Source organism: Halorubrum sp. ARQ200, from assembly GCF_005435115.1.
GTDB lineage: Archaea > Halobacteriota > Halobacteria > Halobacteriales > Haloferacaceae > Halorubrum > Halorubrum tropicale.
This window is the reverse complement of record NZ_SGTZ01000004.1, coordinates 142,650-156,271: the sequence shown is the minus strand read 5'-3', so window position 1 is coordinate 156,271 and position 13,622 is coordinate 142,650. Positions and strand designations below refer to the sequence as shown.

At 73.0% G+C, this 13,622-nt stretch carries 17 protein-coding genes; 13 read left to right on the top strand and 4 right to left on the bottom strand.

The window, feature by feature from the left end; all coding sequences use genetic code 11:
* The first annotated feature begins 16 nt into the window (after positions 1-16).
* The 3 genes from EXE50_RS07825 (at position 17) to EXE50_RS07815 (ending at position 2,442) form a co-directional block, all read left to right on the top strand.
* On the top strand, positions 17-505 hold the full coding sequence (locus EXE50_RS07825; protein ID WP_137704774.1) for an SRPBCC family protein: 489 nt from the start codon (positions 17-19) through the stop codon (positions 503-505).
* 98 nt (positions 506-603) lie between these two features.
* Complete coding sequence (locus EXE50_RS07820) at positions 604-1,740, top strand: SPFH domain-containing protein (protein ID WP_053771669.1); 1,137 nt, start codon at positions 604-606, stop codon at positions 1,738-1,740.
* Positions 1,741-1,830: 90 nt separating this feature from the next.
* The gene (locus EXE50_RS07815) at positions 1,831-2,442 is read left to right on the top strand and encodes a MarR family transcriptional regulator (RefSeq protein ID WP_121599201.1); all 612 of its coding nucleotides are present in this window, start codon (positions 1,831-1,833) and stop codon (positions 2,440-2,442) included.
* 16 nt (positions 2,443-2,458) lie between these two features.
* Here the strand turns inward: EXE50_RS07815 and EXE50_RS07810 are convergent, their stop codons facing one another.
* The 3 genes from EXE50_RS07810 to EXE50_RS07800 form a co-directional block, all read right to left on the bottom strand.
* Positions 2,459-2,713 (bottom strand): hypothetical protein, encoded by a 255-nt coding sequence (locus EXE50_RS07810; RefSeq protein WP_053771671.1) that lies wholly within the window; start codon positions 2,711-2,713, stop codon positions 2,459-2,461.
* 165 nt (positions 2,714-2,878) lie between these two features.
* Entirely contained in the window at positions 2,879-3,451 is a 573-nt protein-coding gene (locus tag EXE50_RS07805) for a DUF84 family protein (RefSeq protein ID WP_121599202.1), read from the bottom strand.
* A complete protein-coding gene (locus EXE50_RS07800; protein ID WP_137704773.1) occupies positions 3,448-4,245 on the bottom strand; it encodes a cobalamin-binding protein in 798 nt (265 codons plus the stop codon). The genes EXE50_RS07805 and EXE50_RS07800 overlap by 4 nt, the downstream gene beginning before the upstream one ends.
* 238 nt (positions 4,246-4,483) lie before the next feature.
* On the opposite strand from EXE50_RS07800, the gene EXE50_RS07795 reads away from it, so the two are divergent.
* The 6 genes from EXE50_RS07795 to EXE50_RS07770 all read left to right on the top strand — a co-directional run bounded on the left by EXE50_RS07795 (position 4,484) and on the right by EXE50_RS07770 (position 8,855).
* Positions 4,484-5,458, top strand: a complete 975-nt coding sequence (locus EXE50_RS07795) for a transcription initiation factor IIB family protein (RefSeq protein WP_004596489.1) — start codon at positions 4,484-4,486, stop codon at positions 5,456-5,458.
* Positions 5,459-5,542: 84 nt separating this feature from the next.
* On the top strand, positions 5,543-6,250 hold the full coding sequence (locus tag EXE50_RS07790) for a type I 3-dehydroquinate dehydratase (RefSeq protein ID WP_137704772.1): 708 nt from the start codon (positions 5,543-5,545) through the stop codon (positions 6,248-6,250).
* Between the two features lie 56 nt (positions 6,251-6,306).
* On the top strand, positions 6,307-6,504 hold the full coding sequence (locus tag EXE50_RS07785; RefSeq protein ID WP_053771675.1) for a hypothetical protein: 198 nt from the start codon (positions 6,307-6,309) through the stop codon (positions 6,502-6,504).
* 136 nt (positions 6,505-6,640) lie between these two features.
* Complete coding sequence (locus EXE50_RS07780; RefSeq protein WP_053771676.1) at positions 6,641-7,624, top strand: rhomboid family intramembrane serine protease; 984 nt, start codon at positions 6,641-6,643, stop codon at positions 7,622-7,624.
* Positions 7,624-8,499 carry an endonuclease V gene (locus tag EXE50_RS07775; RefSeq protein WP_053771677.1) on the top strand — a complete coding sequence of 292 codons (876 nt, stop codon included), beginning with the start codon at positions 7,624-7,626 and terminating at the stop codon, positions 8,497-8,499. The genes EXE50_RS07780 and EXE50_RS07775 overlap by 1 nt, the downstream gene beginning before the upstream one ends.
* Before the next feature lie 86 nt (positions 8,500-8,585).
* Complete coding sequence (locus EXE50_RS07770) at positions 8,586-8,855, top strand: hypothetical protein (protein WP_053771678.1); 270 nt, start codon at positions 8,586-8,588, stop codon at positions 8,853-8,855.
* Between the two features lie 33 nt (positions 8,856-8,888).
* Here EXE50_RS07770 and EXE50_RS07765 read toward each other — a convergent pair whose 3' ends face one another.
* Entirely contained in the window at positions 8,889-10,196 is a 1,308-nt protein-coding gene (locus EXE50_RS07765) for a rhodanese-like domain-containing protein (RefSeq protein WP_053771679.1), read from the bottom strand.
* A gap of 150 nt (positions 10,197-10,346) precedes the next feature.
* Here EXE50_RS07765 and EXE50_RS07760 point away from each other — a divergent pair, with 150 nt between their 5' ends.
* From EXE50_RS07760 to EXE50_RS07745, 4 genes are all read left to right on the top strand, one after another.
* Positions 10,347-11,114, top strand: a complete 768-nt coding sequence (locus tag EXE50_RS07760; protein WP_053771680.1) for an AAA family ATPase — start codon at positions 10,347-10,349, stop codon at positions 11,112-11,114.
* On the top strand, positions 11,111-11,848 hold the full coding sequence (locus tag EXE50_RS07755; RefSeq protein ID WP_240471140.1) for a hypothetical protein: 738 nt from the start codon (positions 11,111-11,113) through the stop codon (positions 11,846-11,848). The genes EXE50_RS07760 and EXE50_RS07755 overlap by 4 nt, the downstream gene beginning before the upstream one ends.
* Before the next feature lie 76 nt (positions 11,849-11,924).
* Complete coding sequence (locus tag EXE50_RS07750; RefSeq protein ID WP_121599210.1) at positions 11,925-12,692, top strand: hypothetical protein; 768 nt, start codon at positions 11,925-11,927, stop codon at positions 12,690-12,692.
* A 133-nt stretch (positions 12,693-12,825) separates the two neighbouring features.
* Positions 12,826-13,455 carry a hypothetical protein gene (locus tag EXE50_RS07745; protein WP_053771682.1) on the top strand — a complete coding sequence of 210 codons (630 nt, stop codon included), beginning with the start codon at positions 12,826-12,828 and terminating at the stop codon, positions 13,453-13,455.
* The last annotated feature ends 167 nt before the right edge of the window (positions 13,456-13,622 follow it).

Below are 13,622 nucleotides of genomic sequence, written 5' to 3'. Positions count from 1 at the left end.
CCGATCGCGACGGCGCATGACCGACGGGGGCGACGCGGGCGGCGGCCCGTCCGTGGCGAGCGACGACCCGTTCGCCGCGAGCGACGCGGTCACCGTCGCGGCCGACCCGGGGGCGGTGTTCGCGTTCCTCGACGACCCCGAGAACCACGCGGCGATCACGCCCGGGCTCGCGGACGTGCGGGACGTCGAGCCGCTGGAGAACGGCGGGAAGCGGCTGGCGTACACCTATCGGATGGCGGGCGTCGGGATCGACGGCGAGATCGTCCAGACCGTCCACGATCCTCCCGAGCGTCATCGCTTCGAACTCCGCGGGCGCCTCACCGGCACCATCGACCTCCGGCTCGTCCCCGTCGAGGGCGGGACGGAGCTGACGTACGCCGCGACGTACGGCCTGCCGGAGAACGCGCTCACGAGGGTCGGCGCGCCCGTGATCCGCCGGTTCAACGAGCGGCAGCTCCGCGCGGCCCTGCGAAATGTCGCCGCGGAGTTCGAGGCGGACGAGTGAGGGGATCGACGGGGGCGCCGGGAGCGGACCGGGGGACGGCGTTGCGATCGGGGTGCCGGCGGGCGAACTATTAACCGTTCGATGGTCTAAGTGGCGGTATGGATCCGATCACCCTCCAAGCCGGACTCGGTCTCGGGCTCGTCGGCGTCGGTCTGCTGGCGCTGCTGCTCGTCGTCGTCACGCTCTGGCAGTCGTTCGAGATCGTCGACGCGTACGAGAAGAAGACGCTCACCGTCTTCGGCGAGTACCGCAAGCTGCTCGAACCCGGTATCAACCTCATCCCGCCGTTCGTCTCGCGGACGTACCCGTTCGACATGCGCACCCAGACGCTGGACGTGCCGCGGCAGGAAGCGATCACGCGGGACAACTCCCCCGTGACCGCCGACGCGGTCGTCTACATCAAGGTGATGGACGCCAAGAAGGCGTTCCTCGAGGTCGACGACTACAAGAAGGCCGTCTCGAACCTCGCGCAGACCACCCTGCGGGCCGTCCTCGGCGACATGGAGCTCGACGACACGCTGAACAAGCGCCAGGAGATCAACGCGAAGATCCGCAAGGAACTCGACGAGCCCACCGACGAGTGGGGGATCCGCGTCGAGAGCGTCGAGGTCCGCGAGGTCAACCCCTCGAAGGACGTCCAGCAGGCGATGGAGCAGCAGACCTCCGCCGAGCGCCGCCGGCGCGCGATGATCCTCGAAGCGCAGGGGGAACGCCGCTCCGCCGTCGAGCAGGCGGAGGGTGACAAGCAGTCGAACATCATCCGCGCGCAGGGGGAGAAGCAGAGCCAGATCCTGGAGGCGCAGGGGGACGCCATCTCGACCGTCCTCCGCGCCCGCTCGGCCGAGTCGATGGGCGAGCGCGCCATCATCGAGCGCGGCATGGAGACGCTCGAAGAGATCGGGAAAGGCGAGTCCACCACGTTCGTCCTCCCGCAGGAGCTCACCAGCCTCGTCGGCCGCTACGGCAAGGCCCTCTCCGGCTCCGACGTCCAGCAGATGGAGGGGCTCGACGGCAAGGAGTTCGACGCCGACACCCGGAAGATGCTCGGGCTCGACGACATCGACGAGATCCTCGGCCAGATCGAGGAGTCCGCGGAGATGAACGTCGAGGAGTTAGAGAAGGAGGCGGAGGCCGTGAAGGCGGGCGACGCCGGCGCGAACATCCGGTCCGCCGACGAGGTCATCCAGGAGATGGACGACGAGGAGGCGCCCGCCGAGGTCGAGAAAGAGGAGTAGATCGCCGCGAACCGCCGCCGAAGACCGCGTTTTCCGCCGGGGTCCTGTCACGAGCGAAGTGCTTTTGTCGCGGCGTAGGCTACTGGGACTGTGACAGAGGGGTTCGACGGGCAGAAGCGCGAGACGCTCCGACGGTTCGCCGCGGTCGGAGCGGCCGCGCCGTTCGTCGGGACCGCGAGCGCCGACGACGAGGGGGGCGACGGGAACGAGACGCGGGAAGCGATCCGCGGCTACGTGCCGACGACCCCCGGCGCGCACTTCTCGAAGCTCCGCGACGACCTCAGACTCGGCACCGGCGAGGCGCAGTACCACCTCCGGAAGCTGGAGGAGGCTGGCGCGATAGAGTCGGTGAAAGACGACGACTACCGGCGGTTCTTCCCCGCCGGCCGGTTCGACGAGACGGACAAGCGGGCGCTCGGCTACCTCCGCCGCGAGACGCCGCGGGGGATGATCCTCGCGCTGTTGCGCGACCCCGACGCGACGGGCGCCGACCTCGCGAGCGCCCTCGGCGTCTCGCGGCCGGCGATAAGCGCGGCGGCGGCCGACTTGGAGCGCGCCGGCCTCCTCGACCGGACCGACGGCTACGCGCTGACCGAGCCGGAGCGGCTGCTCACGCTCGTCGTCCGGTACGCCGACTCCTTCGACGCCGCCGCGGTCGCCGTCGCCGACGACGCGGCGTCGCTGGTCTCGTACGACCCCTGATCCGCGCGGCCGGCCGTCAGGCCGTCACCATCCACGTCGTCCCCGACGAGTAGCCCCACTTCTCGACGTCGATGTCGGTGGCCGCGTCGGCGACGGCGCTCATGTTCGCGCCGACCTCCTTCGCGGAGAGACCGAGGTCGTCGGCGATCAGCCGCGACTTGAAGTACGTCCGGTCGCCCGCGTTCTCGCGGAGGTACCGCAGGATCCGCGACTGTTTCGCGGAGAGGCCGCTCGATTCGACTGCGACCGCGTCCAACTGGGCAGTGCTCATACCCGACCCACGCCGGCGTCCGACATAAGCCGGTTGGTAGACGGGGTTAACACGCCGCTGTCGTGCGGTTTCGTCCCGGAACCGGAGCGAGAGCGCCGCTCCGCGACCGCGTTTGGGTACAGTGTTCGAACCGCGCCGACCGCCGGCGGCGGCGCCGCGAGCCGCTCAGTACAGGTCCGAGACGAACGGGCCGAGCGCGCCGCTCACGCCGGCGGCGAGCGCCTCGGCTCGGTCGACGCGGCCGGCGGTGAGCGCGCCCGCGGCGCCGCCCCGCTCCGCGACGCCCTCGGTGTCGAGGAGGTCGTCCATCACGGGGCCGAGCTCGGCCCCGTCGGCGAGGCGGGCGGCGACGCTCGCCGGGAGCGCGAGGCTCGGGCCGGCCCCGCGGCCGACGCGGTCGCCGTCGGTCACCGCCGCCCACATGATCAGGTAGCGGTCGTCGGTCCCGTCGAACCCCGCGACGCCGCCCTCGACGCCGACGCCGAGGTCGAACGCCGCGGCCTCGCCGTCGCTCGGCGCCGCTTCGAGGACGGCCGCGGCCCGGTTCTCGGCGCCGGCGATCGTCTCCGCGTGGCCCCGAGGCTGTTCGCTCACGTCGGAGTCGACGGGGACCGACTCGATGGCGACACCCGTCGGGGCGCCGGGGAGATCGGCGTCCGCCGCCGATCCGAGGGCCAGTTCGACCGCGCGCCGCTTCACCGGGTTGCCGCTGCCGACGCCGACTCGCAGGGTCGTCATGGTCGGCCGTCGTCGCCCGGGGTCGAAAACGCGTCGGGATGGAGCAGCCGCGCCAGGCGCTCGACGCCGTCGACGAGGGCGGGGCTCGGCTGGTTGAGCAGGGAGTCGTCGACGACGTGAACGGGGGCGTCGATCCAGTCGCGCGCCGCGACGGCCGCGGGGTCGACGCGGTCGCCGCGCCCGCAGACGTGGACGACGACGTGGTCCGGGTCGGCGCGCGAGACGGCGGCGGGGTCGACCTCGCGGGAGCGCTCGCCGGGGTCGACGAACGGGTAGCGCCCGCCCGCGGCGCGGACGGCGTCGGGGACCCAGTTGCCGGCCGCCATCGGCGGGTCGGACCACTCCTCGCAGTACGCGGTCGGGCGGGGGCGGTCGGCGACGGCCTCGGCGATCCGGTCGAGGCGCTCGCGAGCGTCGGCGGCGAGTCGCTCCCCGGCCTCGGGGCGGCCGACGTCGCTCCCCCGGGCGGCGAACCCGTCGAGGGCGTCGTCGAGGGTCGCCGGCTCGCGGTGCGCGACGTCGAGGCCGCGCTCGCGACAGTCGTCGGCGAGGTCGGCCTGGAGCCCGTCGCTCGTGAGGACGACGTCGGGGTCGAGGTCGACGACGCGGTCGAGGTCTGGGTTCAGCCAGCCGCCGACGGCGGTCGGAGCGTCGGCGCCGTGCGCGAACCCGGCGTTCGGGGCCTCGGAGAGGTCGCAGTGGGCGGTGACGCCGACGAGGCGGTCGGCCCCGCCGAGCGCGGCGACCGTCGCGGTCGCGCTCGGCGCGAGCGAGACGACGCGGGGCGCGGACATAGGAAACGCTCCGGGCGCGACCGTGTCAACGGTTTCGGTCCCGGGGGCCGCGGGAGGCGGGGTTCGAGGGCGCGTGACGGCGCGTCGCCGTCGACTGCGAGAGCGGCGAAAACGCGTGATAGATCGTGTCTTTTCGCCGGGATTCGAGCGACACGTTCCGGTCGTTTTAAGTTGTGTTCTGCCGACGGTAAACCAAGATCGCTCTCGGGCAGTTTCAGTTTCCGGGGGCAACCGAGCTATGAGTGAACGACTACACACACGGGGGAGTCGCTCCCGAACGGAGACGAACGAGGAGGAATCGGAGAGCACCGACGAGACGCTGAGCTGCCCGGAGTGCGGCGGCCACGTCATCAACGACGAGGAGCACGGCGAGACGGTCTGTAGCGACTGCGGCCTCGTCGTCGAGGCGGACTCGGTCGACCGCGGCCCGGAGTGGCGCGCGTTCGACTCCCGCGAGAAGGACGAGAAGAGCCGCGTCGGCGCCCCGACCACGAACACGATGCACGACAAGGGGCTCTCGACGAACATCGACTGGCGCGACAAGGACGCGTACGGCCGCTCGCTCGGCGCGCGCCAGCGGCAGAAGATGCAGCGGCTCCGCAAGTGGAACGAGCGCTTCCGCACCCGCGACTCCAAGGAGCGCAACCTCAAGCAGGCGCTCGGCGAGATCGACCGCATGGCCTCGGCGCAGGGCCTCCCGGACAACGTCCGCGAGACCGCGTCGGTCATCTACCGCCGCGCGCTCGACGAGGACCTCCTCCCCGGCCGCTCCATCGAGGGCGTCTCCACCTCCTGCGTGTACGCCGCCGCCCGGATGGCCGGCGTCCCGCGCTCGCTCGACGAGATCGCCGACGTGTCGCGCGTCGAGAAGGCGGAGATCGCCCGGACGTACCGATACGTCGTCCGCGAGCTCAAGCTCGAAGTGAAGCCGGCCGACCCCGAGCAGTACGTCCCCCGGTTCGCCTCCGACCTAGAGCTCTCCGAGGAGTCCGAGATGCGCGCGAAGAGCCTCCTGCGCAACGCCAAGGAGAAGGGCGTCCACTCGGGCAAGTCGCCGGTCGGCCTCGCCGCGGCCGCCGTCTACGCCGCCGCGCTGCTCACGAACGAGAAGACGACGCAGGCGGCCGTCTCGGAGGTCGCCGACATCTCCGAGGTCACCATCCGGAACCGCTACCACGAGCTGCTGGAGGCCGAGGACGGCCTCGTCGCGTAACTCGCGCGCTCTTCCTCGATTCCCCGCTCCCGCGGGCTCCCGCCAACCCGACCAGCTAAGTCCCCGCCCGCGGAACGCCCGCCTATGTTCGAGGAGTACGTTCTCGCCGCGAGCACGGCGGACCTCTCGGCGGAGCCGGCCGCCCGCGAGCACGCCGACGCCGTCGAGTTCCGGATGGACCTCGCGAGCGACCCGCTCGACCAGCTGACGGGCTACGACGGCGAGCTCCCGCTGCTCGTCACGAACCGGGCGTCGTGGGAGGGCGGGGAGGCGGAGGGGCTCGGCCGCTACGACGCGCTCTCGGACGCGATCGGTCGCGACGCCGTCGCGGCGGTCGACGTCGAGCTCGCCGCACTGCGCGGGACGCACCCGGACCCGGCCGAGGCGTCGCACGCGACCGCGCTGCGCGAGGCGGCCCGCGAGGCCGGCGTCGCGGTCGTCGCGTCCGTCCACGACTTCGAGTCGACGCCCGAGCCCGCCGCGCTGGTCGACCTCCTCGCCGAGGCCGCGAGCGAGGGCGACGTGGGGAAGCTGGCGACGACGGCGACGGCGCCGGGCGACGCGCTCGCGATGATCGAGGCGACCCACGAGGCGACCGCGGCGGGCCACCGCGTCGCGACGATGTGCATGGGCGAGCCGGGCCGGCACACTCGCGCGGTCACCCCGCTGTACGGGTCGAAGATCGGCTACGCGCCCGTCGACGCCGCGGACGCGACCGCGCCCGGACAGTACCCGCTCGCGACGCTCAGGGACCTCGTCGACGGGCTGCGAGCGGTCGACTCGGAGGCGTAGGGAGTCGTCGCTCGGTCGAACGGGACGAATATTTTTCACCGGCGCCGTCGAACCTGATGGGTGAGACGGCCCTCCTCCGATCGAATCAGTCGCCGCTGGTCTCCGCGTTCGGCCTCCTGATCGCCCTCGTCGCGGTCGTCGGAACCCGCTTCCTCGGCTGGGAGTGGGGGTCCGGCCGGCTCGTCCCGACCCTCGTCGGCGTCGCCGTCGCCGGGGTCGCCGTCGCGGTCGTCGCCGCGCGGCTGCTGGACTGAGCGACGCGCCGCCGACAGGTTCGAGCGCCCGCCAGCCGCCGGCTCGTCGCGCGGTCAGGCGTCCGTCGCGGTCGGGCGTCCGTCAGGGCCGGCGCGGAGCCAAACCGCTTTACGACCGCCCCCGTAAGTGCGGGCAATGGCGACGTGCGACGAGTGCGGGGAGTACGAGAACCTCCCGTACCAGTGTAAGCGGTGCGGCCAGACGTTCTGCGCCGAGCACCGGCTCCCGGAGAACCACGACTGCCCGGGCCTCGCCGAGTGGGACGACCCCGGCGGCGTCTTCGACAGCGGGTTCGACGAGAGCGTCGAGGGCGGGTCGGGCGGCGGCTCCCGCTCGGGCGGCGCGTCCGCGGGGGTCGTCGATCAGGTCAAACGGCGGATCGACCACGAGACCAGCACCGGCGGGCTGATCAGCTACTTCCGTAACAACGCGACGTACGCGATCCTCGCGGCGATCTGGGTCACCTTCGCCGCACAGCTGATCGTGTTCTGGGGCCTCGGCGCCCGAGGGCTCCACGACACCCTGTTCGTCCTCCAGCCCGACGCGCTCGGAAACGTCTGGACGGTGATCACTTCCGTGCTCTCACACTCGCCGGTGAGCCTCTATCACATCATCGGGAACAGCGTCGTGATCCTGTTTTTCGGCCCGCTCGTCGAGCGGGCGGTGGGGTCGAAGAAGTTCGTCGCGTTCTTCTTCGCGTCCGGGATCGTCGCCGGGCTCGGCCACGTCCTCTTCGCGATCGCGACGAACGCCCCCCTCGCCGGGATCCTCGGGGCCAGCGGCGCCGGGTTCGCGATTCTCGGCGTGCTCACCGTCTGGCGGCCGAACATGCAGGTGCTCCTCTTCTTCGTGGTTCCGATGAAGATCAAGTACCTCACGTGGGGAATCGCGCTGATCTCCGCGGTGCTCGTGGTCCAGAGCCTCCAAGCCGGCGGCGGCGGCGCCGCCGGCGGCATCGCGCACCTCGCGCACCTGATCGGCTTCGCCATCGGCCTCGCGTTCGGCAAGCGCAACGAGGGGCTCGCGCGCTCCGCGGGCGGCATGGGCGGCGTCTCGATGGGCGGCGCCCGCGGCCCGCGCGGCCCCGGCGGTCCGGGCGGTCCCGGCGGGCGCTTCTGATGGACCTCGCGCGGCCCGAGTTACGTCCGGACCCGTCGCTGTCGCGCGGGGAGATGGAGGCCCTCCAGCGCGACATCGCGGCCGCCGCGGTCTTCGCGGACGACGGCGCGCCCGACCCGGTCGCCGTCGCGGTCGACGAAGGCGCCTCGCTCGCGGACGGGCTCCCCCCGGCGCGCAGCGACGCGCAGGAGCGGCTAGGGGCCGGTGCGGGGCCGGCGGACGCCGAACCCCAAGGAGGCGGCGAGGACGCACCCACCGTCGTCGGCGTCGATCAGGCGTTCCTCACCGGCCGGGGCGAGGGTCGCCCGGACGCCGCCGTCTCCGCCGCGGTCGCGCTCCGAGGCGGGAGGGTGGTCCAGTACGCGAGCGCGACGACGCCGCTGTCGGTCCCGTATATTCCCGGGCTGCTCGCCTTCCGCGAGGGAGAGCCGATACTGGCCGCGCTCGACGCGCTCGACGCCGACCCCGACCTGCTGGTCTGTGACGGCTCGGGCCGGATCCACTACCGGGAGGCGGGGCTCGCGACGCACGTCGGCGTCCTCCGCGACGTGCCCAGCGTCGGCGTCGCCAAGAGCCTCCTCTGTGGCGAGCCCGACGAGCGGACCGACGAGCGGCCCGAGGGCTGGCGCACGCCGATCAGGGCGGACCACGCGGTGGAGACGGCGGAGCCGGGCACCGTCATCGGCCACGCGTTCCAGTCGCGACAGTACCCGAACAGCAGGCGCGTGAACCCCCTGTACGTGAGCCCGGGGCACCGCGTCTCGTCGGAGACCGCGGTCGCCCTCGTTGCGGCCCTGTGCGCGGGGTACAAGCTCCCGGAGCCGACGCGGCTCGCGGACGCCCACGCGGAGCGGGCGAAGCGGGACGCGGAGTGAGCGCCGGACCGCCTCCCGCGCCGAGATGTATGTCAGCAGTTGCCACGGTAGGCGGTTTTTAGGCGGTCGGCCGCGAACGCGGAGACATGACAGACGACGGGAAGAGTCCGATGTCCGCGGAGGAGTTCCGGTCGCTGACCGACGGGTTGGTGCGACAGAGTTCGGGCGGCGGAACGACCGTCTACAAGAACGCGGCAGGGGTCGGCTGTCCGAACCCCGACTGCGACCGCGGCGTCTTCCAAACGCTGTTCGTCAGCGACCACGGCTGGCAGCAGATCGGCGCGACCCGGGACGGGATCGACCTCTGTTTAGTCAACACGGAGTCGAAGCGGCTCGTCTTCATCCACGACGAGTAGGCGGGCCGCCCTGCGGGGCGGCCGCGCCGCCTCTCAGTCGTCGTCAGCGGCGGGCGCGGCGTCGGGCTCGGCCGCGCAGCGGTTCGGGCCGAGTTCGAGTTCGATCGCCGCGGTCTCGTCCGGCGGCGACTCGACGCCGCGGTTGGCCGCGATCACCGACTCGTAGTTCGGCGGCTTCTCCGGCAGCGTCCGGGTGATCCGGTCGACGAAATCGTCGCGGTCGAGGTCGAGGACTTCGATCCCCCGGCGCGCGTCGCCGACCGTCGTGAACACGGGGTCGCCGGGCTCGGCGCCGCCGGTCGTCCCGTCGTTCGCGACGGCGAAGTGACCGGGGCAGACGGCGACGTCGTCCGGCTCGGCGAGCAGCGTCCCGTGGAGCGAGTCGTACAGCCGACGAGCCGCGCCGGCGGCGCCCTCGTCGCCGTCTCCGCCGGCGGCCGACTCGTCGCCACCGCCCGCCGAGAACTGGAGCTCCGTGCGGCCGACGCCCTCGGTGAACAGCGTGTCGCCCGTGAGGACCGCGGCGCCGCCGATCAGGTAGCTCGCGCCGTCGTCGGTGTGGCCGGGCGTCGCGAGCGCCTTCAGGTCGACGCCGCCGACGTCGAGCGTCTCGTTGCGCCCGATCGGTTCGAAGGCGTGCGCCACGTCGCGGTCGGCGGCCGCGGCCGGGAGGTAGTACGGGACGCCGAGGTCGTCGGCGAGCGCGCGGCCGCCGGAGAGGTGGTCGGCGTGGACGTGCGTGTCGAGGACGGCCGCTATCGAGGCGTCGCGCTCCGCGGCCGCCGCGACCCACTCGTCGCCGTGTCTGGAGACGTCGATAGCGACGGCGACGCGGTCGGCGCCGTCGGCGTCGTCAGCGGGTGCGCCCGCTGGGACGTGGTCGGCCTCGCCCGGCTCGCGTCCGCCGACGGCGAGGTAGCCCAGACACCCCTTCGCGCGGCGCTGGACCTGGACGAGGTCGAGCGGCGGGGCGTCGTCGAGCGCGTCGGGGAGCGGGACGTCGGTCCGGTCGTACACCGCGGACCACCCGCGCATCCCGTCGGCGACGACGGTCACGTCCTCGTACCCCGCCGCGGCGAGTTCGGCGGCGAAGTCGTCCGAGGCCTTCCCCTTCGCGCAGAGCGTGACGACGCTGTCGTCGGGCGAGAGGCCGGTCTCGCGCTCGAAGTCGGCGAGGTCGAACTCGTGGAACGGCTTGTAGAAGTAGTGGACGGCGTCCGCCACGCGCCACCCCTCGAAGCTCTCCTCGGGTCGCGTGTCGACCACGGTGAACGACCGGTCGCCGCGCCGGCGCGCGTCGATCCTGTCGCGGAACTCGTCGGCGGAGATCGTCTCGACCATACCGAGGTGGCGTGCCGAGCGAGCAAAAACGCTCGGTGGACGGAAGGCGGAGACGACCGTCGACGGACGGACTGCGGCGGCCGCTCGGCAGGGGGCGCCACCGCGGCCGCGATGGAGAGGATTTATTCGGAGCGCCCGGCGAGCGGGCGTATGGTCGAGGCGTTCGCGGTCGCCAGCGGGAAGGGCGGCACGGGGAAGACGACGAGCACGCTCGCGCTCGGGATGGCGCTCGCGGCCGACCACGACGTGACCGTCGTGGACGCCGACACCGGGATGGCGAACCTCCTCTTCCACGCCGGGCTCGACGACGCGGCGGTCACCCTCCACGACCTGCTCGTCGAGGGGACCGCGACGGACGTGAGCGAGGCGATGTACGAGCGGTTCGGGCTCTCGGTTGTCCCCTGCGGCACCTCGCTGGCCGGCTTCGAGGCCGCGGAGCCGGCGCGGCTCCGCGACGTGGTGGCGGAGCTGGCGCGCGACACCGACGTGCTCTTACTCGACTCGCCGGCCGCGCTGGGCTCGAAGTCGGCCGTCCTGCCGGTCGTGCTCGCGGACCGCGTCGTGGTCGTCGTCGAGCCGACGATCCCCGCGCTCTCGGACGGGCTGAAGGTCCAGGAGTACGCGCGGTCGTACGGTACCGAGACGGCCGGCGTCCTGTTCAACAAGGTCCGGGACGAGGCCGACGACGTGGCCGCGCAGGCGGAGCGCCACTTCGGCGGTCCCGTCCTCGCGAACGTCCCCGAGAGCGACGCCGTTCGGGCGGCGCGCCGGGCCGGCGAGCCCCTGCTCGCGCACGCCCCTGAGAGCGAGGCCGCGGCGCGCTACCGGCGCGCCGCCGACCGGCTCGACGTGCGCGACGGCGACGGCGACGCGGTCGCCGACCGGTTCCGCAGCGCGGTCGTCCCCGACACGCCATGAGCGGGCGCCGGGACGGCGACGGTTCGGAAGGCGACGGCTCGGAGCCGCCCGCGCTCACCATCCCGCGGGGGACGCTGCTGCGCTCGCGGGTGGTCTCCGACGTGGGAACGACGCTCTCGCGCGCGCTCGACCGCGGGCTCACCGGCTACGCGACGCTCGTGCCCCAAGAGACGCTGCTGCTGTCGGGCGAGGCTCGCGGGGTGATCACCTTCGAGGACGGCGTGCCCGTGCTGGCGTACAACACCGTGACCGACAGCGGCGGCCCGGACGCGCTCGCCGAGCTCGCGGTCCCCGGCCCCTACCGCGTCGAACTGTACGCCGTCGACGCGAGCGGGCTGGCGGCGGCCCACGAGGAGGGCGCGCTGCGCGTCGCGCCCGACGCGGCCGCGACCGAGCTGGCCGACGACGCCGCCCTCGCCGAGCGGACCCGCGAGGCGGCACCCGATGAGCGCCTGCGCGACGGCGCCGACGAGGACGACGCCGTCGCCGCCTTCCTCGCCGACGACGAGCGGATCGACGCCATCCGCGAGCAGGCGCGGGCCGAGGCCCGCGACCGCGCCGCCGAGTGGGGGCTCGACGACGCGCTCGACGGATCGGACGACCCGGCGGAAACCGGCGACGAGACGGGGACCGCCGCCGGCGCCGAGCGGGAGACGCGCCGGACCGACGAGTCCGGCCATCCGGCGGACCGCGCCCCGCCGCCCGACCCGCGTTCAGACGGTCGAGGCGCGTGACACGGAGATCAGACGCGCGTTCAAAACGACCGTCTCGCCGGTAATTTTTTGAACGCAGGTCGTGTGAAGATATAACATGTCATTCGGTGGACGAGTGGACGCGGGAGCACGACCGGCCGGAGGGGTCGAGGGGTCGCCCGAGGCGCGGGACCCGACGGACCGCGCCGGGTCGGCCGGCGTGACGGACGCCGGGAGCGGGAGCGCGGCCGACGCCGAAGGGCGGACGGCGCGGCGAACGGGCGGCGCGGACGACGGCGCCGTGGACGGCGGCGGCGAGCCCGACCGCGATCCCGACGCGCCGGCCGACGGCGATCGCGTCTGCGCGAACGAGCTCCTGGAACTGCTCGGGAACCGCCGGCGACGCCTCCTGTGGCGACACCTCCGCGCGGAGGAGGCGGCGGCGCTGTCGGACGCCTCCCGACGGATCGCGGCGTGGGAGAACGGCGTCGACCCCGCGGACGTCGACTACGACCAGCGGAAGAGCGTGTACACGTCGCTCCGGCAGTTCCACTGCCCGAAGATGGCCGACGCCGGGCTCGTCGAGTTCGACGACCGTGACGGGACCGTGCGGTTGACCTCGGACCTGCCGGACGAACTCGTGATCGAGATCGAACCGGACACGGCGAACGTCAGGCGGACCGCCCTCGGCGCGCTCGCGCTCGCGACCGGCGTCGTCCTCGGTGCGTGGGCCGCCGGGCTCCCGGTGTTCGGTCCGCTCTCGTTCGCCGGGGTCGCGTTCGCCGTCGCCTTCGCCGCCGTCGCCGCGGGCGTGGTGTACGCCGTGGCCGTTCGCTCCGACCACGGCGTCTCGCTCGGCGACGCGCTGGCCCGCGTCGACGGCTGACCGACCGAGTTATTTCGGCGGGGCCCCTCCGATCAGTATCACCGTCCTTCGACTCCTGCGGCTGACGGCGCCCACCGACTTCGCCGCCTGGTACGCGGCCGGCCGCGCGTACACGACCGCCGTCGCCGAGGGAATGGGCTTCCCCGGCGTCGACGCGCTCGACGGCGACCGGACCGTCCGTCGCCTCCGGGCGGCCCCGGACGAGCTGACCCCGGCCGAGGCGCGCTCTGTCGCGACGACGCTGCTCGCGGACGGCGCGTTCTCGGAGCCGTACTGCGAGTGGCTGCCGACGTGGTACGAGCTCGCCCTGATCGCGCCGGTCCGGTACGCCGACTGGCGGTTGCGGCGGGTCGCCGGGGCGGTCGCCGAGCGCGCGTCCGTGACCGCGACCGCGCCGCGGTTCTCGCGGCCGACCGACGTGCGGATCGACGGCGCGCCGGCGCTGTCGCGGGTCGACGGCTTCCGCGAGCGGTTCCTCCTCGCCGACTCGCTGCTCCACCTCGAGTGGTTCGACCGCGTCGCCGCCGCCGACGGGGTCGAGGTGCCGGACGGCCTCGTCGCGCGGACCCGCGAGGAGTCGCTGTCCTACTACGGCGGCGAGCGCGACCGGCTCTCCCCGGAGGTCCGGCGGTTCCAGCGACACCTGTTCGGCGACGACCGCTGGGTCCGCCGGGTCGACGAGGCGTACGGCCTCGACAGCGCGCTGTTCGGGCTCTGGGAGCGGCTCCTCCGCGACGAGCGTCGGCGGCTCGGCGGCGACTGATCGGAGCGAGCGGCGCCGGTCGGGGTCGGCGACCGATCGACCGAGTCACGCCGGACGCTTGCGGGAACAGCTGTTACATACGCTGTAACAAGTTACAGGATCCGATCGCAAAACCGAAGGTAAGTATAGACAAGTCCGACCGTTACCGAGTGGTACGAACCGCGTGT